General features: G+C 38.2%; 17 protein-coding genes. 13 read left to right on the top strand and 4 right to left on the bottom strand.

Features of this window, described 5'->3' with window-relative positions; translation table 11 throughout:
- Positions 1-438 precede the first annotated feature (438 nt).
- The 8 genes from QM917_RS05080 to QM917_RS05115 all read left to right on the top strand — a co-directional run bounded on the left by QM917_RS05080 (position 439) and on the right by QM917_RS05115 (position 9,528).
- Positions 439-1,053 (top strand): YesL family protein, encoded by a 615-nt coding sequence (locus QM917_RS05080; protein WP_414285144.1) that lies wholly within the window; start codon positions 439-441, stop codon positions 1,051-1,053.
- The gene (locus QM917_RS05085) at positions 1,031-2,704 is read left to right on the top strand and encodes a sensor histidine kinase (RefSeq protein WP_414285171.1); all 1,674 of its coding nucleotides are present in this window, start codon (positions 1,031-1,033) and stop codon (positions 2,702-2,704) included. The genes QM917_RS05080 and QM917_RS05085 overlap by 23 nt, the downstream gene beginning before the upstream one ends.
- Before the next feature lie 2 nt (positions 2,705-2,706).
- Positions 2,707-3,993 carry a response regulator gene (locus QM917_RS05090; RefSeq protein WP_414285146.1) on the top strand — a complete coding sequence of 429 codons (1,287 nt, stop codon included), beginning with the start codon at positions 2,707-2,709 and terminating at the stop codon, positions 3,991-3,993.
- A gap of 61 nt (positions 3,994-4,054) precedes the next feature.
- Positions 4,055-4,588, top strand: coding sequence for an ABC transporter permease (locus QM917_RS05095; protein WP_414285148.1), 534 nt, complete (start codon positions 4,055-4,057; stop codon positions 4,586-4,588).
- Between the two features lie 71 nt (positions 4,589-4,659).
- Positions 4,660-5,124, top strand: a complete 465-nt coding sequence (nrdI, locus tag QM917_RS05100; protein ID WP_414273773.1) for a class Ib ribonucleoside-diphosphate reductase assembly flavoprotein NrdI — start codon at positions 4,660-4,662, stop codon at positions 5,122-5,124.
- Positions 5,125-5,142: 18 nt separating this feature from the next.
- Positions 5,143-6,012: an Rgg/GadR/MutR family transcriptional regulator gene (locus tag QM917_RS05105; RefSeq protein WP_414273772.1), complete on the top strand. Its 870-nt coding sequence runs from the start codon at positions 5,143-5,145 to the stop codon at positions 6,010-6,012.
- 346 nt (positions 6,013-6,358) lie between these two features.
- Positions 6,359-8,299, top strand: coding sequence for a kinase (locus tag QM917_RS05110; protein WP_281335511.1), 1,941 nt, complete (start codon positions 6,359-6,361; stop codon positions 8,297-8,299).
- Entirely contained in the window at positions 8,296-9,528 is a 1,233-nt protein-coding gene (locus QM917_RS05115) for a transporter (RefSeq protein ID WP_281335510.1), read from the top strand. The genes QM917_RS05110 and QM917_RS05115 overlap by 4 nt, the downstream gene beginning before the upstream one ends.
- Positions 9,529-9,766: 238 nt before the next feature.
- Here the strand turns inward: QM917_RS05115 and QM917_RS05120 are convergent, their stop codons facing one another.
- The gene (locus QM917_RS05120; RefSeq protein WP_414285150.1) at positions 9,767-10,015 is read right to left on the bottom strand and encodes a MarR family transcriptional regulator; all 249 of its coding nucleotides are present in this window, start codon (positions 10,013-10,015) and stop codon (positions 9,767-9,769) included.
- Positions 10,016-10,537: 522 nt separating this feature from the next.
- Complete coding sequence (argS, locus tag QM917_RS05125; protein ID WP_311522980.1) at positions 10,538-12,229, bottom strand: arginine--tRNA ligase; 1,692 nt, start codon at positions 12,227-12,229, stop codon at positions 10,538-10,540.
- A 143-nt stretch (positions 12,230-12,372) separates the two neighbouring features.
- On the opposite strand from argS, the gene argR reads away from it, so the two are divergent.
- Positions 12,373-12,819, top strand: coding sequence for an arginine repressor (gene argR, locus QM917_RS05130; protein WP_001231485.1), 447 nt, complete (start codon positions 12,373-12,375; stop codon positions 12,817-12,819).
- A gap of 47 nt (positions 12,820-12,866) precedes the next feature.
- A complete protein-coding gene (gene mutS, locus QM917_RS05135) occupies positions 12,867-15,401 on the top strand; it encodes a DNA mismatch repair protein MutS (RefSeq protein WP_414285151.1) in 2,535 nt (844 codons plus the stop codon).
- A 40-nt stretch (positions 15,402-15,441) separates the two neighbouring features.
- On the opposite strand, the gene QM917_RS05140 is transcribed toward mutS, so the two are convergent.
- Entirely contained in the window at positions 15,442-15,900 is a 459-nt protein-coding gene (locus QM917_RS05140; protein ID WP_371608238.1) for a DUF3021 domain-containing protein, read from the bottom strand.
- Complete coding sequence (locus tag QM917_RS05145; RefSeq protein ID WP_414285153.1) at positions 15,897-16,337, bottom strand: LytTR family DNA-binding domain-containing protein; 441 nt, start codon at positions 16,335-16,337, stop codon at positions 15,897-15,899. The genes QM917_RS05140 and QM917_RS05145 overlap by 4 nt, the downstream gene beginning before the upstream one ends.
- 343 nt (positions 16,338-16,680) lie before the next feature.
- Here QM917_RS05145 and rpsL point away from each other — a divergent pair, with 343 nt between their 5' ends.
- The 3 genes from rpsL (at position 16,681) to fusA (ending at position 20,100) form a co-directional block, all read left to right on the top strand.
- Positions 16,681-17,097, top strand: a complete 417-nt coding sequence (gene rpsL / locus QM917_RS05150; protein WP_001142333.1) for a 30S ribosomal protein S12 — start codon at positions 16,681-16,683, stop codon at positions 17,095-17,097.
- Between the two features lie 19 nt (positions 17,098-17,116).
- The gene (gene rpsG / locus QM917_RS05155) at positions 17,117-17,587 is read left to right on the top strand and encodes a 30S ribosomal protein S7 (protein ID WP_000087876.1); all 471 of its coding nucleotides are present in this window, start codon (positions 17,117-17,119) and stop codon (positions 17,585-17,587) included.
- A gap of 431 nt (positions 17,588-18,018) precedes the next feature.
- Positions 18,019-20,100 carry an elongation factor G gene (gene fusA / locus QM917_RS05160; protein WP_049527297.1) on the top strand — a complete coding sequence of 694 codons (2,082 nt, stop codon included), beginning with the start codon at positions 18,019-18,021 and terminating at the stop codon, positions 20,098-20,100.
- The last annotated feature ends 41 nt before the right edge of the window (positions 20,101-20,141 follow it).

Here is a 20,141-nt window from a genome sequence, read left to right on the forward strand (position 1 = left end):
TGACAATGCCGCAATTAATAAGATTATAGTGCAAATTATTTTTCCGACTTTTGCATGTTGTTTGAACAATTTATCAGAGAAAAGACTCAATACAAGCGCAATACAAAACAAAGTAGTTCTTAAAATAGAAATAGTCATGACTGGTACTCCTTTCGTTATTTTATAAAGCCAATAATTGATTTGAATAGTAATTATTTAATCTGCAAAGATGTACATCTGCCCTGGGGGAAAAGTTTGCTTTTTGATCATCAATCGGTATTTATATATTTATTATAGTACAAATACCTTTATTAAACAACTATATACTTATTCATTTGTATACCTCTTTGACAAGGATGGATGCTTACTTCGGACTTACTACCTTTTCTTTCCTCTTCTTTTTTGAGAGCGCTTGAAATATGTTATAATAGTTCTAGATTATTTTTTTGGAGGCAAACCGTGGGAAATTTTATTGAGCTAGTCTTTCATCGTTTCTTTTTGGGGATGATTGCAACGGCTTATTTTTGGTTATTGACACTAGCGGGAGGTGTGGTTTTTGGTATAGCGCCAGCTAGTGCGACTCTCATGAGTTTATTTGCAGAACACGGCTATTCTTACCGTGCTTATCGTTTCAAGGAAGCATGGACTTTATTTAAGAGCAATTTTATCAAAAGCAATCTGAGCTTTTATACTTTTTTGGGACTTGATTTGCTCTTGATTTATGGTTTATATCTGATGGTTCAATTGCCGCATCAGACCATTATCCACTTGGCAGCAACTTTTCTAAATATCTTTCTGGTGGTTTTGGTATTTTTGGCCTATACGGTATCTTTAAAATTGCAGGTTTACTTTGAATTATCCTACAAAAATACTCTAAAGCTTGCTTTCATCGGAATTTTTATGAGTCTGTCAGCCATGGCTAAGATTCTTCTTGGAAGTATCTTGTTAGCCATCATTGCCTTCTACATGCCGGCTCTCATCATTTTTGTGGGAATTGGAATGTGGCATTTCTTTATTAGTGATTTATTGGAGCCCGTTTATGAAAACATTCATGAAAAATTGGCGTCCAAATAGAATGAAACAGTTTTGGCTTCATTCGCTCCTTCGAACCTATAGCTGGGTGATGATTGTTATCATTGCCAGTTTTGCCCTTTTGATTTCCTATGTAAACTGGGATAATCGCGAAAAAGAAGCGGAGCATGTTTCCCAGCGGGTTTTAACACGGACAGTGAGTGAGGTTGAATATTATTATCGTGAGTCAGCTCGTTTAGCTCAAGATTTAGTAGAAAATCAGGCACGCATCGAAGGGATTTATAAGTACTTTAGCCTCAGCACCCCCGATTATTTTTATTGGCAACTAGAGCGTAAGGCGTCGCCTTATATTTCGATATCCATTTATGAAAATATCGATGATCTCTATGTGCGCAATGATTTTGTAACAGGCGTAGCCATCGTTTTACAGGATTCGACAGAAGTTTATGTCTCCAAAAGAGACAATCGTAGTGGCTATAAACTACCTGCTGAAGGTTTCAAGCCAGAAGCTAATAGTTTTGCCATCCCAGTATCGGACCCAGTATCAGATCTACCTTTAGGTGTGATCTACATTTCTGTGATTTCTGATGTTTTTTATAAGGCTATTGACAATACCAGAGGAACCATTCCTATCGCTGTGATCATTACCTCTCCTTTTGAAACGGATATGTTTCATCTGGGTGAAAAAAGTGATCGTGAAAATTGGTTGCTTGCTGTAACGTCTCATGGCTATCAGGTTCAAGTAGCTGTGCCTAGAGATTATGTACTTAGTGGCAGTATGGCTAGTTCAGGCATCATCCTTGCCCTGAGTGCCCTCTTTATCGTCATTTTATATGCGACTTTGAAGAAGACATTCTCCAAGTATCAAGCACAAGTTGTTGACCTAGTGGAGACAATCCATGATATTGCGCAGGGGGAACAAGGCAAAAGAATTGATCTTAAGAAGAAAGATCAGGAATTACTTTTAATCGCTGAAACGACAAATGACATGTTGGACCGACTGGAGAGAAATATCCACGATATTTACCAGCTGGAGCTGAGCCAAAAAGATGCCAATATGCGCGCCCTACAAGCTCAGATAAATCCACATTTTATGTATAATACTCTGGAGTTTCTACGGATGTACGCGGTCATGGAAAACCAAAATGAACTAGCGGATATTATCTACGAATTCAGTAGTCTCCTGCGTAACAACATCTCTGACGAACGAGAAACAACATTAAAGCAAGAAGTGGAATTTTGTCGGAAGTACAGTTATCTCTGTATGGTGCGTTATCCAAAATCCATTGCTTATGGATTTAAGATTGACCCTGGATTGGAAGAAATGCGCATTCCAAAATTCACCCTCCAACCCTTGGTGGAAAATTATTTTGCCCACGGAGTCGATCATCGACGTACAGATAATGTGATCAGTATCAAGGCTTTGAAAAAAGAAGGATATGTCGAAATCTTGGTAACCGATAATGGGCGTGGAATGCCTGCTGATAAGCTAGCAGAGATCCAGGACAAATTAGCTCAGAGAACCTTTGAACATACGGTGGATTATAGTGGGAAACGCCAGTCCATTGGAATCGTCAATGTTCATGAGCGCTTTGTTCTCTATTTTGGGGATCGCTATAACATTAGTGTGGAATCAATGGAACACCAAGGTGTTCGTTATCGAATTACTATTCAGGATGAGGAGAAAGGATAAAGATGTATAAAGTACTATTAGTGGACGACGAGTACATGATTACCGAAGGTCTCAAGCGTTTGATTCCTTTTGAAAAATGGGATATGGAAGTCGTCGCTACAGCCAATCATGCTGACGACGCTCTGGACTATGTCCGAGAACATCCTGTGGATATTGTGATATCTGATGTCAACATGCCTGACAAAACAGGACTTGAAATGATTCAGGAAATGAAGGACTTGTTGCCAGATGCTTATTATATCCTACTATCGGGCTATCAAGAATTTGACTACGTCAAAAAAGCTATGAATCTCAGCGTGGTTGATTATCTGGTTAAACCAGTCGATAAGGTCGAGCTGGGACATTTACTTGAAAAAATCGTCACTCAACTTCGTGAGAAGGTTCAAGAGCCAGAAATCTTGAGTCAGCAACTGGATGAGGAAGCCTTTCTTGCTTATCTCACACAAAAAGAAAACTGGTGGATTGGGCTTTCAAAAGAAAAACAAGGGAATTTTGTCATTCCTTACTACGTCCTAGGTCAAGACTGGCAGATTGTCCTTGCTGATCAGGAATTTGAGGGATTGTTGGTCATGCCTTTTGAAGTACCTTATCAATCCAACTTTGAAAAATGGAAGCGTGATGTTGAAAAGACTCTCTTTTATGGTTCGGTCAATTTAGATCAGTCTGAAAGTCTCTTTTCTTACTACGAACCTATCTATCGGGTGATTATTCAAGGAAATCTCCAGCAAATTATTGATGAATTGACCTTGCTTGAGAAGATCGTCCTTGAAAACACACCGAGGGTTTCCATTACCAAGCAGCTCTTTACCCAGTTTGTCATGGATGTTTTCCATCTTTTTGAACATTTGAAAGCAGACGATATGACAGATATTGTCAAGAACATCCATGCCATTACAACTTTTGAGGACTTAGTCGCTTATACCAAGGAGACCTTGACTTCCTTTTTTGGTCAATACCGCATGAATGAAAATGTAGTCAGCGTACTTGAAGTTATTGGTAGAGACTACAAAAAAGAGCTTTCTCTTAAGGATATCAGTAAGGATCTCTTTATCAATCCCGTTTATTTGGGGCAGTTGATCAAGAAGGAAACCAATTCCACCTTTGCAGAGCTTCTCAATAAGCAACGTATCAAGGCTGCCCAGCAACTCTTGCTATCTACAAATGATAGTATTGAGGATATTTGCTATACGGTTGGATACAGTAATGTAGGTTATTTCTATAAGGTTTTTCGAAAACTGTGTGGGAAGTCTCCTAAAGCCTACCGTAAACAGGTGGAAACGAACTTGTAACAGTTGTTCTCCTTCGTAAAATATGCTATAATAATTAAAAAATTATGAGGAGGTTACTTTTATGAAAAAGAAACCAATCTATCTTTGGGTATTGCTGATTTTATCAGCCTTACTCTCAGCAATGTCACTATTTGGAATCATATCTCCAGTACCTACTGCGGAGGGTATGAGCAATTTAGAAACATCAGCATCAGGTGTTAATGCTACTTATGCTAAGGAGCTCGTTGCTTACACCATTAAGGTATCGGAGCATGGTCATTCTGTCTTCAGCATTCTCTTGGTTGTCTTATCTGTTATTCTAGTTGTTGTGGCTTTGGTTTTCCTTATTCGTAAAAACATCCAATTGGCTAACTACACTTATCTTGCTTATGTCTTCGTTGCCATCGTTGGTTCTATCTACAACTTTATCGGCGTTCAGGATGCGGTTTCACTTTTTACAGACCCTAACATCCGTATGGGAGCGGAGCTTGGTGCCAAAGGTTCTGCTATTTTGGGGATCGTACTCAATGTTATCTTCCTAGCAATCGTCTTCTATAAGATGTGGCGTCAGCAAAAAGAATTAACAGAAGCTCAAGAAGAGGAAGAAATTGCCTAAGAGTTGACAAAGCATAACTATCAAGATACAATCTTGGTAGTTATTTTTTATGATTCAAAAAGGAGGAGAAAATGAAAAAAATTTCCTTAGTCTATATCAGTCTGAGCGGAAATACGGAGAGTTTCGTAACACGATTGAAGGCTTACCTATTAGAACAGTATGGGAACATTGAAGTGGAAAAGATCCATATTAAAGATTTGGTCAAGGAGGGGGAAAATTTCTTTGAGATGTCCAATCCATATGTGGCTTTCCTACCGACTTATCTAGAAGGTGGCAATGGTGTTGATAACGGAGATGTGGAGATTTTGACCACTCCAGTAGGGGATTTTATCGCCTATGGTGACAATGCCAGCAAGTGTTTTGGTGTTGTAGGATCCGGTAATCGTAACTTTAACAATCAATACTGTTTGACGGCTAAACAATACAGCCAACGCTTTGGTTTCCCTGTTCTAGCTGACTTTGAGATGCGTGGAATGCTGGGAGATATTAAAAAGGTTGCAGGGATTATTGCGGACTTGTATGAGTTAGATAGTTAAGAAGTGTGAGGAGTCAATATGCAAAATATGGGAGAGATTTTTAAAGAGTTACGAAAGAGTCGGAATATATCCTTACAAGAGGCGACGGGAGGAGAGTTTACTTATTCCATGTTGAGCAAATTTGAACGAGGGGAGGCTGATTTATCATCTGTGAAATTAATTACTGCTTTAGATCATATTCATTCTGATTTGAATGAATTTATGTATTTGGTACGTGGTTTTGCTCAGAAAAAGAATTTGACTTTTACAGAAAATCTTTGGAACACATATGAAAAAGAAGGTCTTGCTTCTCTTCAAGCATTGTACGAAAGGACATCTAAAAAGTATGCCTCAAGTGCTGAAAAAAGCTATCTTTTACAAATGATTCGTATCAAAAGTGTTCTGGTATTTTTTGATTTAGAAGCAACAGCAACTGATGAAGAGTTGGATTTTCTTTATGACTATTTTTTTACTATTGATATTTGGGGAAATTACGAATTAGAACTATTTTCAACCATTTCTACCTTGTTTCCTCTTCCGCTCTATTTTAAATATGCTAGGGAGATGCTACAAAAAACAGATTTATTAGGTTCTTTACCGGATAATAAAGTTAGTATTGATACGATTTTAATTAATGGACTATTTAAAGCAGTAGAGGAAAAAGATAAGTTAAAGGCAGATTATTTCATCTTTCAGATTGAAAAGCGAGATTTACCAGAGCAAGAAGCCTATCTTAAAATTATTTATATGATTGCCAAAGGTTATTACGATACTATTTTTACATTATCGGATAAAGGGGGTGTAAGAATTAAGAGAGGTATTGAGATTTTGAAGGATTTAGAATACGTAGATGGTGCGACATACTATGAAAACTACTTTTTAAATCAATTTTCATGCAAGGAGTTGTAATATATTCTTATGGTGTTAGCTGACAAAAAATAAATTCGATTCTTAATGTTGCATATTTAATAGTTTCTAGAATATAATTTATCTATTTTGAAGAAAAATATATTACAAAAAAGTGGGGACTCCCGCTTTTTTTGTTATACTTGATTCATAAAATAAAGGAGGTAACAGAAATGACAAAATTTGCAATGATTGCATCAACACATGCAGAACCAGTCAAAGAATTTGTAGCAACATACAAGTGCACAGTTCATAAAGGATAATGAACTAAGGTATAGATTGGTAGTGTTTTATAAGGAGTATGGACTTGTATATCATACTCCTTTATCTATTTGTAAAAAGGTGAACTATGGATAGAACGGATTTTACATATTGTAATGAAAATTTATATGAATTGGAAGAGTTTGGTTTTAAAATTCATATTTCTGCCACTATAAATAATTATAAACAAGTATTTGATGTAGTTAGTGAGTTGTTAGAGCAAGAAGGAGCTATGTACAAGTATTTGTCTGACTTTAATAAAATTTATAAAAATTTTTCTGAAACTGAATCATTGGCGGAATCAGGGAAGTTTATAACAATTTATCCAAGGAATAGAGAGAATTGTATAAAGTTACTTGAAAAGATTTATCAAAAATTACCTTGTAATTTACAAGGCATTTATATACTAAGCGATAGAAACTATAAAAATTCTAATAATATTTTCTACAGATTTGGATGCAACATAGTTAATGAAAATAATTTAATTGATGGTTTTCCAACTATGTATGGACCAGATGGTGAAATTTGGCAAGATTATCAAAAAGTCTATTTTGATTTACCTAAATGGATTGAAGATATTCAAGAGCCTCAGAGATTTATAGATACGTATATGTCTGATAATTATGAAATAAATTCTATTCTAAAAAGTAGCAATGGTGGTAATATTTATTTGGCTAATCAAAAGGAATCTACTGAGAGAGTCATTATAAAGGAATGTCGAAACCATATATTGTCCCATGAGAATATAGAAAGAAGAAAATTAAGAGAAAAAGAGTGGATTATATCTAGTAAATTTATTAAATACAGTCCTAAGCCATTGGAAAAAATTAATGAGTGGACAAATGGATATTTTATATATGAATTCATAGATGGAGTTGCATTAAAAGATTTTGTAGATGATTATAATTTATATTCCTACTCTAAAAACGACATCACTAAAAATTATTTTAAATTTCTTACTCTTTTAAAAATTTTCGAAAAACTAATAGAATTAGTCGGATACTTTCATCAAGAAAATATTGTTTTGAATGATATTCATCCAGACAATATTATAATTACAAATATGTTGGAACTATACTTTGTTGACTTAGAAAATTCTTATTTATCAAATGAGAGTCCATTAGTAGGAATCTACAACGATATCTGTCTAGAAAAATGGAATTATATAGAAGGTAAAAAAGCAGATTGTTATAAAATCGCAAATTTGATATTATTTTTACTAGGTAGATTACAGTTAAAAGGAGAAAGAGACTCTAAAATTGATAACATCAAAGAATTACTGCTTCAAAAAGGTATTGATACTAATATAGATATTCTGATAAAATATTTATTCAGTGATGAACCAGATATATTTACTTCTAAAAAAATATTTTCAAATATATATGTTAGAAAAAATAAAGAAAAAAAAATTGATGCTTGGATAAATACTGAATTATTGCCACTAAGCAATCAAGAATTTTTTAATCTATTAGAATCAAGAGTAATCTTCTCTGTAACTACAAATACAACATCTGCTGAAATATTAACCTTATTTAATAACTTTCGTGATTTTGGATTAGAAGGTTTATCTGGTTTTTTAATTTTCTTACATAATATTTCTTTTGATAAAAAAATTATAAACAAAGGTGTTGAGATTGTACTATCAAATACGTTAGATATAGACGGTAAAAAATTTTTAAAAAATTCTTCAACAACGGCCTCTCCGTATTTATTGGATGGAACATCGGGTATTATTCGAATGTTACTATACATCGATCCATTTGAGTACAAGGATATTATTTTGGATTTGAGTTCGAGCTTGTTGGTTGAATATGCTCAGTTTTCTGGATATTGGGGAGGGATGATTGGCCTTGCAGATACTTTATTAGCAGTTTGTAAATATTTTCCTAATGATGATTTTATTTTAATAGCAAAAGAACTACTAATAAGTGGGTTTATTCTGCAAAGGGTTGCGCTCCGAAATTTAGAAGAATCTCCTCAAATCATAAATATGTATAAAATTTTAAACTATAGGAGCGATCTGTTATGAGACTATTTTTAAAACATCATCTATTTAGAATACTTACTTTATCAAGGTTTTTAAGTTCAAGTGGAGCATATATTTATAATTTGGTGTTTGTCGTCTATGCTGCTAGTTTGCCATTTAAAAGTCTAGCTGTATTTGTGGCAAATATGATTACGATTTTGCCATTCTTATTTACTTTTTATGTGGGAATTAAGGCTGATCAGACTCAAAATAAAGCAAGGATGATTATTTGGGTTGGATGCTTGCAAAGTATTTTATTTCTCTTGATTGCGATAGTAATTCGTGATTCTAATTTTTTTACTTTTGCCTTTATTTGTTTAATGAATATATGTTCAGATGTCTTATCAGATTATACAGCGGGATTACGTATGCCGATTATTCAGTATAATATTTCAGAAGATAAACTCTATGAAGCCTACTCCTTTACTCAATTTGTATCTTATTTATCAAATCTAGGAGGTCAAGCTCTGGGGGTATGGATACTCACTACAAGTCAACAAAATTTTTCTTTAGTTGCAATTGTGAACTCAGGTTTCTTTCTGTTATCTTCTCTGATTTTGTTAAAAAATAGAAAAGAACTGACACATTTGTCTATAACTGTGGAGACTCAACCAATTAATTTAGTCCAACAAATGAAAACAATCTATGCAGATATGGACTATGTGTTTAGAAAAAAGGAAAGTAAATCCTTATTCAAAATTGTACTTGTTATTCTAATTATGAACACTTTAGGAGGTGCTATTGGAGGTATTTATCATTTTTACTTATTAGACCATGATATCTATCATCTCAGTTATGCCCAAGCTCTTTTTTTGATTGAAGGTGTCAGCTTAGGGGGAGCTATTATTGGAAGTTTAACTCCTAATGATTATTTTGGGAAATTATCTTTTTCAAATTTGTTATCCCTTAATGCTCTCCTATTTGTATTACTTGCTATTGCCAATATTTTAGATTTTCCTCCTCTGGTCGGTATTATTTGCTTAGCCTTTGTTATGTATTTTATGTCGAAATCAATGCCTAAATTAGATACTCTGTTACTGTCTAATTTGAGTTCAGACGTATTAGCTAGAAGTAATAACTTCTTGAGTATGATTTTTTCCTTAACATTACCTTTTGGAATGTCTCTATTTTCCTTTTTAGCTTTACAAGATATCAGGATTTGCTGGTGGGTATTTATAGCTGGTAGTGTGATAGGTCTGATTTTGTCATTGGAGACCAATCGAAATGAGTAAACTACAGAGATCATTTTTAAAGTATATAAAACGAAAACCAAGCTTCAAGGATATTATGCTATGCAGTGCTTTGCTACTCTTAGAGTTCGCTCTGTTGCAGTTCTCCAAGAAATTTCTTGATGAAAGTTTGTCAGCATACGGAACCATGGCATCATTAGGAATTGTTATACTGGTGGGAATCGTAGTTCTCCGGAAAAAATAGAAAAGGACTCGAGAAATGTCATCTCGAGTCTTTTTGTTAGTTGCGAATTTCGTCAACGATTTCTTTTGAAATGGGGATCCCTAAACGATATCCCTTGTTGATGTAGTCGATGACATCGTTGATGTTTTCTGTTGTTTGAATTTTTTCCTTGATAGTAGCTCGAAAAGTTTCATCCTTTAAAAGCTGTTCTTGTAGAAGGCCTTGTAGTTTTTCCTTTTCGTATTTGTTAACGAGAAAAAGAGCGACAAGACTGATGACAACTAAAATATAAGCATATTGGCTCATAAAGTTTCTCCCTGTGTGATAAAGAAGTTAATAACAAGAGAAAAGCGAAAAAGATTTTTCGCTTTTCAAGTAATGACGATATAAAATCAGGCAGACGATAGCATAGCTAAAAAAGTGGTTGTTCTGCCCCTGACTCTAGCACCAAACCAAGATCCGTAATCTAAACAAATCGATGTTATTTTTTAGATGAATTAGTAAAGCGTTTAGGTAAATCGCCCGATAGCGATTACCTTCAAAAGACTAGGAACTTTAGTTCCAGTCACTTTAAGATTACGACGTCTTTCGGTAGAAATCGATAATATTTCTATCGAAAGACTAGTGAAGCGCCTAGCCGAATCCCTTATAGGATTTGGCGTTAGTTACTTAGACTGCTTTACAATAAAGTGATTAAAAGCCTACGACATGAGCCTAACCAAATCGATATTATTTGGTTAGGTGAATTAGTGAAGCGTTTAGGCAATTCGCCATATAGCGATTGCCGTCAAGAGACTAGGAACTTTAGTTCCAGTCTCTTGTAACGAATCACATCTTCTCTGGTGCCTCTACACCCAGCAGACGAAGTGCTTCTTTGAGGACAACTGCTGTTGCATAGCTAAGAGCTAGGCGACTGTCGCGTTCTGGACTTTCATCCAAAATACGAGTGTGAGCGTAGTATTTATTGAAGGCTTGAGCCAAGTTGATTGCAAATTTAGCAATGATAGAAGGTTCAAAGTTATCTGCCGCACGGTTGATAATACGTGGGAAATCTTGGATGAGTTTAATGATTTCCCAGCTTTCAGGATCATTCAAGCTATAGTTGGCAGCTGTTTCTGGTTTGAAATCTGCTTTGCGTAAGATAGATTGGATACGAGCGTAAGCATATTGAACGTAAGGTCCAGTTTCCCCCTCGAAGGATACCATAGCCTCTAGGTCGAAATCGTATCCATTTGTACGGTCGGTCTTGAGGTCATAGAATTTAATGGCTCCAACCCCAACAGCATGCGCTACCTGGTCTTTATTTTCCAGTTCAGGATTTTTAGCCTCGATTTGGGCCTTGGCACGGCTAACTGCCTCTGCAACAGTAGGCTCTAGTAAGATGACATTCCCTTTACGAGTAGAGAGTTTCTTCCCTTCTTTTGTAACCAAACCAAAAGGAACATGAGTAATGTCTTCACTCCAGTCGTAGCCCATTTCTTTCAAGACAGCTTTGAGCTGTTTAAAGTGGGCAGATTGCTCTTGACCAACGACATAGATAGATTTGGCAAATTGGTATTCGTTTTTACGGTAAAGGGCTGCAGCCAAGTCACGTGTAATATAGAGAGTTGCACCATCAGATTTCTTGATAAGGGCTGGATGTTCAATTCCGTATTTCTCAAGATTGACAACTTGGGCCCCTTCTGACTCAACAAGAAGTCCTTTTTCAGAAAGAATGTCTACAACTGCATCCATTTTATCATTGTAGAAGGCTTCCCCGTTGTAGCTGTCAAATTCGACTTGCAATTCATTGTAAAGGCGGTTAAATTCCACCAAACTTTCATCACGGAACCATTGCCAAAGTGCGAGAGCTTCCTCGTCTCCATTTTCCAGTTTACGGAACCATTCGCGTGCTTCTTCATCCAAACTTGGGTCATTTTCAGCTTCAGCATTGATACGAACGTAGAGTTTAAGAAGTTCATCAATTGGATGAGCTTTTACAGCCTCTTCGTCGCCCCATTTTTTGTAGGCAACAATCAGCATTCCAAACTGTTTACCCCAATCTCCCAAATGGTTGACCTTGACTGTTTGATAACCGATTTTTTGGAAAATATGTGACAAGCTATCTCCGATAACAGTTGAGCGTAGGTGGCCAATAGAAAATGGTTTAGCGATATTGGGACTAGACATGTCGATAACAACATTTTCTTGTTTGCCAATAGTTTGGTCAGCATAGTGTTCTTTTTCAGTGATAACAGCTTGCAATACTTGAGCAGAAATGGCAGATTTATCAAGGAAAAAGTTGACGTAAGGTCCTGTTGCAACAACCTTTTCAAAGGCTTGGCTGTTAATTTTTTCAGCCAGTTCAGCCGCAATCATTTGAGGTGCTTTACGTTCGACTTTTGCAAGTGAAAAAGCAGGGAAAGCAATGTCTCCCATTTCTGAGTTTTTAGGGGTTTCCAGTAAATTTAAAATAGCCTCTTGATCCAGACTGTCAATGACGCTAGCCAATTCGCTAGCGATCAATTGTTTTGTATTCATTATAAACTCCTTTGGACTTTTCTTCTATTTTATCACAATTTTGAGGAATGATAAGAATTTTTTTTGAAATATTCAGTTTTTTTGGTATAATGTTCTTATTAAATAGTTGTAAAATGTTATAAATATTCACTAGAGAGGATGTTATGAGAAAAAGAGAACGTCATCAGTTGATCAAGCAGATGATCACTGAGGAAAAATTAGGGACTCAAAAAGAGATCCAGGATCGGTTGGAAGCACGCAATGTTTTTGTAACGCAAACGACATTGTCGCGTGACCTTCGCGAACTGGGCTTGACCAAGGTTAAGAAAAATGATAAGGTCTACTACGTACTAGCAAATGAGACAGAGAAGATTGACCTGGTTGAGTTTTTATCCCATCATTTGGAAGGTGTAGCAAGAGCTGAGTTTACCTTAGTTTTGCACACTAAATTGGGTGAAGCCGCAGTTTTAGCCAATGTTGTCGATGCCAACAAGGATGAATGGATTTTAGGAACAGTTGCGGGTGCCAATACTCTCTTGGTAATCTGCCGAGATCAGCATGTTGCTAAACTCATGGAAGATCGTTTGTTAGATTTGATGAAGGATAGATAAGGTCTTGGGAGTCTCTCTCAAGACTATTTTTAACAAGGAGAGAATGGATGACGACAGAAAAATTATCACCTGGCATGCAACAGTATGTGGATATTAAAAAACAATATCCAGATGCTTTTTTGCTCTTTCGTATGGGTGATTTTTATGAGTTATTTTACGAAGATGCAGTCAATGCTGCCCAGATACTAGAAATTTCACTAACCAGTCGCAATAAGAATGCTGAAAATCCTATTCCCATGGCTGGAGTTCCCTATCATTCAGCGCAACAGTATATCGATGTCCTAGTTGAGCGTGGCTACAAGGTTGCCATTGCTGAGCAGATGGAGGATCCTAAGCAGGCAGTAGGGGTTGTTAAGCGCGAGGTTGTGCAGGTGATTACCCCTGGTACAGTCGTCGATAGTAGTAAACCAGATAGTCAAAACAACTTTTTGGTGGCTATTGACCGTGACGGTCAGCAATTTGGCTTGGCATACATGGACTTAGTGACGGGTGATTTTTATGTGACAGGTTTATTAGATTTTACCCTGGTCTGTGGTGAAATCCGAAATCTTAAGGCAAGAGAAGTTGTCATCGGCTACGCCTTAACTGAAGGGGAAGAACAGATTCTCAGCCGTCAAATGAATTTGGTGCTTTCCTATGAGCAAGAATCATTTGAAGACATCCATCTACTGGATCCACGCTTGGCACCTGTTGAACAAGCTGCCAGCAGTAAGCTTCTCCAGTATGTCCATCGGACTCAGATGAGAGAACTCAACCACTTGAAGCCAGTTGTCCGTTATGAAATTAAGGATTTCTTGCAGATGGACTATGCGACCAAGGCTAGTTTAGATCTAGTAGAAAATGCTCGTTCTGGCAAGAAACAAGGGAGTCTTTTCTGGTTGTTAGATGAAACCAAGACTGCCATGGGGATGCGACTTTTGCGCTCTTGGATCCACCGTCCCTTGATTGATAAGGATCGTATCCTTGAACGTCAGGAGGTTGTACAGGTCTTTCTGGATTATTTCTTTGAACGTAGTGATTTGACAGAAAGCCTCAAGGGAGTCTACGATATAGAGCGTCTGGCTAGTCGTGTTTCTTTTGGGAAAAGTAATCCTAAAGACCTCTTGCAATTAGCGACTACCTTGGGAAGTGTTCCACGAATTCGAGCCATTTTAGAAGGAATGGAGCAACCAGCTCTTGCCTATCTGATTGAACAATTAGATCCTATTCCTGAGTTGGAAAATCTCATTAGCGCAGCCATTGCTCCTGAGGCTCCTCACGTGATTACCGAAGGTGGTATTATTCGGACTGGCTTTGATGAGACCTTGGACAAGTATCGTCGGGTACTGAGAGAAGGAACCAGCTGGATTGCTGAGATTGAGGCTAAGGAAAGAGAAAATTCTGGCATCAGTACGCTCAAGATTGACTACAATAAAAAAGACGGCTACTATTTCCATGTGACCAATTCGCAGCTTGGTAACGTACCAGCCCACTTTTTCCGTAAGGCTACGCTAAAAAACTCTGAACGTTTTGGGACAGAGGAGTTGGCTCGTATCGAAGGAGAAATGTTAGAAGCGCGTGAGAAATCAGCCAATCTTGAATACGAAATTTTTATGCGGATCCGTGAGGAGGTTGGCAAGTATATCCAACGCCTGCAAGCCCTGGCCCAAGGAATCGCTACTGTCGATGTCTTGCAAGGTTTGGCAGTAGTAGCAGAAAATCAGCACTTGATTCGACCAGAATTTACACAAGATTCACAAATTGATATCCAAAAAGGTCGTCATGCTGTTGTTGAAAAGGTCATGGGAGCCCAAACCTATATTCCCAACAGCATCCAAATGGATGAAGATACTAGCATCCAACTGATTACAGGGCCTAATATGAGCGGGAAGTCAACCTACATGCGTCAACTAGCCATTACAGCGGTTATGGCTCAGATGGGTTCTTATGTCCCTGCAGAAAGTGCTCGACTGCCTATCTTTGATGCGATTTTTACCCGTATCGGTGCAGCAGATGACTTGGTGTCAGGTCAGTCAACCTTTATGGTCGAGATGATGGAAGCTAATAATGCTATTGCGCATGCGACTGAGAATTCTCTCATTCTCTTTGATGAGCTTGGACGCGGAACGGCAACTTATGATGGCATGGCCTTGGCCCAGGCAATTATCGAGTATATCCATGAACATATCGGAGCCAAGACTCTCTTTGCAACTCACTACCATGAATTGACTAGTCTTGAAACTGACCTTGAACACTTGGTCAATGTCCATGTAGCAACGCTTGAGCAAAATGGTCAGGTTACCTTCCTTCACAAGATCGAAGCAGGACCAGCTGATAAATCATACGGTATTCACGTAGCTAAGATTGCAGGTTTACCGGTAGACTTGCTGAAAAGAGCAGATGAAATTTTAACTCAATTAGAGAGTCAAGGTCAGGAAAGTCCTGCTCCAATGAAACAAACACATGCAGTTTCTGAACAAATTTCCCTATTTGACTCGGCGGAAGAAAATCCTATCCTAGCAGAATTGGCTAAAGTAGATGTGTACAATATGACACCGATGCAAGCCATGAACCTCTTGTTAGAATGGAAACAAAAATTATAAATCAAAACCCACTCAGTCCTGTGAGTGGGTTTCTGTTGTATTATTTCTTCTGAGCCAATAATTGGTTGATGTGGGCAACCTTCTTTGATTCTCTTTTATAGAGAATCGCCCAGATGATGAGATAGACGATGGCAAACTCTGGGATGAGTTGAAGAATGAAAGTCCAGCGAAGTGGAAACCAACCTGCCAGAATTGCTAGAGGAACAAAACCTAATAGCATGAGGAAGAAGTGAGTGACAGTCGCACGAAGAAGGCTCCAGTCTTTGGCAAAGAGACGGCTACCAAAACTAAAGAGGACTCCAATAGCTGCCCAGATAATCGTAGAGTAGAGCAAGACCAGAGAACCATGGGCTTGATGCTCTCTCATGAATTGACCAACGGGAGATTCAGGGCTGAGAGGTGCGTAGTTGCTTGGTGAATAGATAAAAGAAAAGATAATAGATAGGATGAGGCCGATGAGGATACCAGTTGTGGCATCGTGGAAAATTTGTTTTTTCATAGTTCTAATTTCTCCTTAATAGCTTTGAGGTAACGGCGAGATGAGTAGGTAAAACTTTCGTTTTTTAGATAGATTTCAATCAAGCCGTTAGAGGTTAGTTTTAGATGACTAATAGCATCGATGTTGACAATTTCCGATTGGGAAATTTGGATAAAGGAAGCAGGTAGAATTTCACTTGCTTGGTAAAGACGAATGTCGAGCGCATAGGTTTGGCTATCCGTTTCAGCAAAGACTTTGCGATTTTCAATATATATACGTTGAATCTTACTAATCTGAATCAAGTAGACCTGGTCTTGGAATTTTCCTTTAAGAGTTTCGTTTTGATCCAGTGATTGAACAAAGTTTTGAACTTTTTGAACTCTAGGGGACAAAGATGGTGCTTCTATGATGATTTGCTCTTCGGCGTATTGTTGATCAATGTCAAGTCTAACTTTCATATTTTCTCCTTTGTAAAAGTTGTAATAGAGATCTCTTGCTTACAAAACTATTAAACACCATTTTTTAGACAATTACAAGAAGCTTTGTCTATGTGGTCGATTGGAGAATCTATCTGGTAGGCGAGCGTTTTCAACTAAATTTAAGAGCAAAGAAGTCAAAAAATAAGAAGAAATATATTGACAAAAATAGAAAAAACGTGGTACAATAATAGACGGTACTTTTTACTTTTGGTCTCTCAAGAGTGTACAGGGACGTGCTGACAAATGTTGCAAAAGTACACACAGATGATAGCTGTCACCAAGTGTATCATCACCAAAAATAAAAAAACACAGGAGAATGTAGATGCCTACAATTAACCAATTGGTTCGCAAACCGCGTAAATCAAAAGTAGAAAAATCTAAATCACCAGCTTTGAACGTTGGTTACAACAGTCATAAAAAAGTTCAAACAAACGTTTCTTCACCACAAAAACGTGGTGTTGCAACTCGTGTTGGAACAATGACACCTAAAAAACCTAACTCTGCCCTTCGTAAATTTGCTCGTGTACGTTTGAGCAACCTTATCGAAGTTACTGCCTACATCCCAGGTATCGGACACAACTTGCAAGAGCACAGTGTGGTGCTTCTTCGCGGTGGACGTGTAAAAGACCTTCCAGGGGTACGTTACCATATCGTCCGTGGTGCACTTGATACTGCAGGTGTTAACGATCGTAAACAAGGCCGTTCTAAATACGGTACTAAACGTCCGAAAAAAGCATAAGGAAAGGGGATAAAGAGAAATGAGTCGTAAAAATAGAGCTCCAAAACGTGACGTATTGCCAGATCCGCTTTACAATTCACAATTAGTTACTCGTCTTATCAACCGCGTTATGCTTGACGGTAAACGTGGTACAGCTGCTTCAATCGTTTACGGTGCTTTTGAACAAATCAAAGAAGTTACTGGTAACGATGCACTTGAAGTATTTGAAACAGCTATGGAAAACATCATGCCTGTACTTGAAGTACGTGCACGTCGTGTTGGTGGTTCTAACTATCAAGTCCCAGTTGAAGTTCGTCCAGAACGTCGTACAACACTTGGACTTCGTTGGTTGGTAACAATCGCTCGCCTTCGTGGTGAACACACAATGCAAGACCGTCTTGCAAAAGAAATCTTGGATGCTGCTAACAACACTGGTGCAGCAGTTAAGAAACGTGAAGACACTCACCGTATGGCTGAAGCTAACCGTGCCTTCGCACACTTCCGTTGGTAATATAGGATGCGAAAGCGTTAAGAAAGTCCCAGAGAAAATAGGGAATCGAAGCAGGTTGCGATTGCAACCAATGAGATTCATCTTTTTCTCCAGACTTTTAGCTTGAGCTCAACTAGATTATGATACCAAGAGCGGTAAAGGCCCAAGGCAAAAATAGGAAACTGATGCAGTGTTCCGTGAACACAAAGCAGTTTATCTTTTTTGCACCGTGCCTCGCTCGGGTTCAAATCAGTTAACATGAGCTCTTAGCCCGGGTTCAATTGAGCTAATATCGGCTAACTAACTATAGCTCAAGTTCAACTCAACTTATCTACAAGTTGAAACCAACAATAACAAGATAAACATTGAGAACGGGTAGGTCCTGCCTATCCGTTTTTATTAAATCGTGTTATAATAGAATAGAAATAAAAAATATAGGAGAAACAAACCTCATGGCACGCGAATTTTCACTTGAAAAAACTCGTAATATCGGTATCATGGCTCACGTCGATGCTGGTAAAACAACTACAACTGAGCGTATCCTTTACTACACTGGTAAAATCCACAAAATCGGTGAAACTCACGAAGGTGCGTCACAAATGGACTGGATGGAGCAAGAGCAAGAACGTGGTATCACTATCACATCTGCTGCGACAACAGCTCAATGGAATAACCACCGCGTAAACATCATCGACACACCAGGACACGTGGACTTCACAATCGAAGTACAACGTTCTCTTCGTGTATTGGACGGTGCGGTTACAGTTCTTGACTCACAATCAGGTGTTGAGCCTCAAACTGAAACAGTTTGGCGTCAAGCAACTGAGTACGGAGTTCCACGTATCGTATTTGCCAACAAAATGGACAAAATCGGTGCTGACTTCCTTTACTCAGTAAGCACACTTCACGATCGTCTTCAAGCAAATGCTCACCCAATTCAATTGCCAATCGGTGCTGAAGATGACTTCCGTGGGATCATTGACTTGATCAAGATGAAAGCTGAAATCTATACTAATGACCTTGGTACAGATATCCTTGAAGAAGACATCCCAGCTGAATACCTTGAGCAAGCTCAAGAATACCGTGAAAAATTGATCGAAGCAGTTGCTGAAACTGACGAAGAATTGATGATGAAATACCTCGAAGGTGAAGAAATCACTAACGAAGAATTGAAAGCTGGTATCCGTAAAGCGACTATCAACGTTGAATTCTTCCCAGTATTGTGTGGTTCTGCCTTCAAGAATAAAGGTGTTCAATTGATGCTTGATGCGGTTATCGACTACCTTCCAAGCCCACTTGATATCCCTGCGATCAAAGGTATCAACCCAGATACAGATGAAGAAGAAACTCGTCCAGCATCTGATGAAGAGCCATTTGCAGCTCTTGCCTTCAAGATCATGACTGACCCATTCGTAGGTCGTTTGACATTCTTCCGTGTTTACTCAGGTGTTCTTCAATCAGGTTCTTACGTATTGAACACTTCTAAAGGTAAACGTGAACGTATCGGACGTATCCTTCAAATGCACGCTAACAGCCGTCAAGAAATCGACACTGTTTACTCAGGTGATATCGCTGCTGCCGTTGGTTTGAAAGACACTACAACTGGTGACTCATTGACAGATGAAAAAGCTAAAATCATCCTTGAGTCAATCAACGTTCCAGAACCAGTTATCCAATTGATGGTTGAGCCTAAATCTAAAGCAGACCAAGATAAGATGGGTATCGCCCTTCAAAAATTGGCTGAAGAAGATCCAACATTCCGCGTTGAAACTAACGTTGAAACTGGTGAAACAGTTATCTCTGGTATGGGTGAACTTCACCTTGACGTCCTTGTTGACCGTATGCGTCGTGAGTTCAAAGTTGAAGCGAACGTAGGTGCTCCTCAAGTATCTTACCGTGAAACATTCCGCGCTTCTACTCAAGCACGTGGATTCTTCAAACGTCAGTCTGGTGGTAAAGGTCAGTTCGGTGATGTATGGATTGAATTTACTCCAAACGAAGAAGGAAAAGGATTCGAATTCGAAAACGCAATCGTCGGTGGTGTGGTTCCTCGTGAATTTATCCCAGCGGTTGAAAAAGGTTTGGTAGAATCTATGGCTAACGGTGTTCTTGCTGGTTATCCAATGGTTGACGTTAAAGCTAAGCTTTACGATGGTTCATACCACGATGTCGACTCATCTGAAACTGCCTTCAAGATCGCTGCATCTCTTGCACTTAAAGAAGCTGCTAAGACTGCACAACCAGCTATCCTTGAACCAATGATGCTTGTAACCATCACTGTTCCAGAAGAAAACCTTGGTGATGTTATGGGTCACGTAACTGCTCGTCGTGGACGTGTAGATGGTATGGAAGCACACGGTAACAGCCAAATCGTTCGTGCTTACGTTCCACTTGCTGAAATGTTTGGTTACGCAACAGTTCTTCGTTCTGCATCACAAGGACGTGGTACATTTATGATGGTATTCGATCACTACGAAGATGTACCTAAGTCAGTACAAGAAGAAATCATTAAGAAAAACAAAGGTGAAGAATAATTCACCGTCACTTTAAAAGAAGTCACTTTGTGGCTTCTTTT

This window comes from Streptococcus infantis, assembly GCF_047460685.1.
GTDB classification, from domain to species: Bacteria; Bacillota; Bacilli; order Lactobacillales; family Streptococcaceae; genus Streptococcus; species Streptococcus infantis_AD.

Excerpts from the sequence above, each read along its gene's own strand:
- rpsL (WP_001142333.1), top strand. The coding sequence starts at position 16,681 with ATGCCTACAATTAACCAATTGGTTCGCAAACCGCGTAAATCAAAAGTA.
- QM917_RS05140 (WP_371608238.1), bottom strand. The coding sequence starts at position 15,900 with ATGAAAAAACAAATTTTCCACGATGCCACAACTGGTATCCTCATCGGC.
- mutS (WP_414285151.1), top strand. The coding sequence starts at position 12,867 with ATGACGACAGAAAAATTATCACCTGGCATGCAACAGTATGTGGATATT.
- rpsG (WP_000087876.1), top strand. The coding sequence starts at position 17,117 with ATGAGTCGTAAAAATAGAGCTCCAAAACGTGACGTATTGCCAGATCCG.
- QM917_RS05115 (WP_281335510.1), top strand. The coding sequence starts at position 8,296 with ATGAGACTATTTTTAAAACATCATCTATTTAGAATACTTACTTTATCA.
- QM917_RS05090 (WP_414285146.1), top strand. The coding sequence starts at position 2,707 with ATGTATAAAGTACTATTAGTGGACGACGAGTACATGATTACCGAAGGT.
- QM917_RS05095 (WP_414285148.1), top strand. The coding sequence starts at position 4,055 with ATGAAAAAGAAACCAATCTATCTTTGGGTATTGCTGATTTTATCAGCC.
- QM917_RS05085 (WP_414285171.1), top strand. The coding sequence starts at position 1,031 with ATGAAAAATTGGCGTCCAAATAGAATGAAACAGTTTTGGCTTCATTCG.
- argR (WP_001231485.1), top strand. The coding sequence starts at position 12,373 with ATGAGAAAAAGAGAACGTCATCAGTTGATCAAGCAGATGATCACTGAG.
- QM917_RS05110 (WP_281335511.1), top strand. The coding sequence starts at position 6,359 with ATGGATAGAACGGATTTTACATATTGTAATGAAAATTTATATGAATTG.
- QM917_RS05145 (WP_414285153.1), bottom strand. The coding sequence starts at position 16,337 with ATGAAAGTTAGACTTGACATTGATCAACAATACGCCGAAGAGCAAATC.
- QM917_RS05120 (WP_414285150.1), bottom strand. The coding sequence starts at position 10,015 with ATGAGCCAATATGCTTATATTTTAGTTGTCATCAGTCTTGTCGCTCTT.
- fusA (WP_049527297.1), top strand. The coding sequence starts at position 18,019 with ATGGCACGCGAATTTTCACTTGAAAAAACTCGTAATATCGGTATCATG.
- QM917_RS05105 (WP_414273772.1), top strand. The coding sequence starts at position 5,143 with ATGCAAAATATGGGAGAGATTTTTAAAGAGTTACGAAAGAGTCGGAAT.
- nrdI (WP_414273773.1), top strand. The coding sequence starts at position 4,660 with ATGAAAAAAATTTCCTTAGTCTATATCAGTCTGAGCGGAAATACGGAG.
- argS (WP_311522980.1), bottom strand. The coding sequence starts at position 12,229 with ATGAATACAAAACAATTGATCGCTAGCGAATTGGCTAGCGTCATTGAC.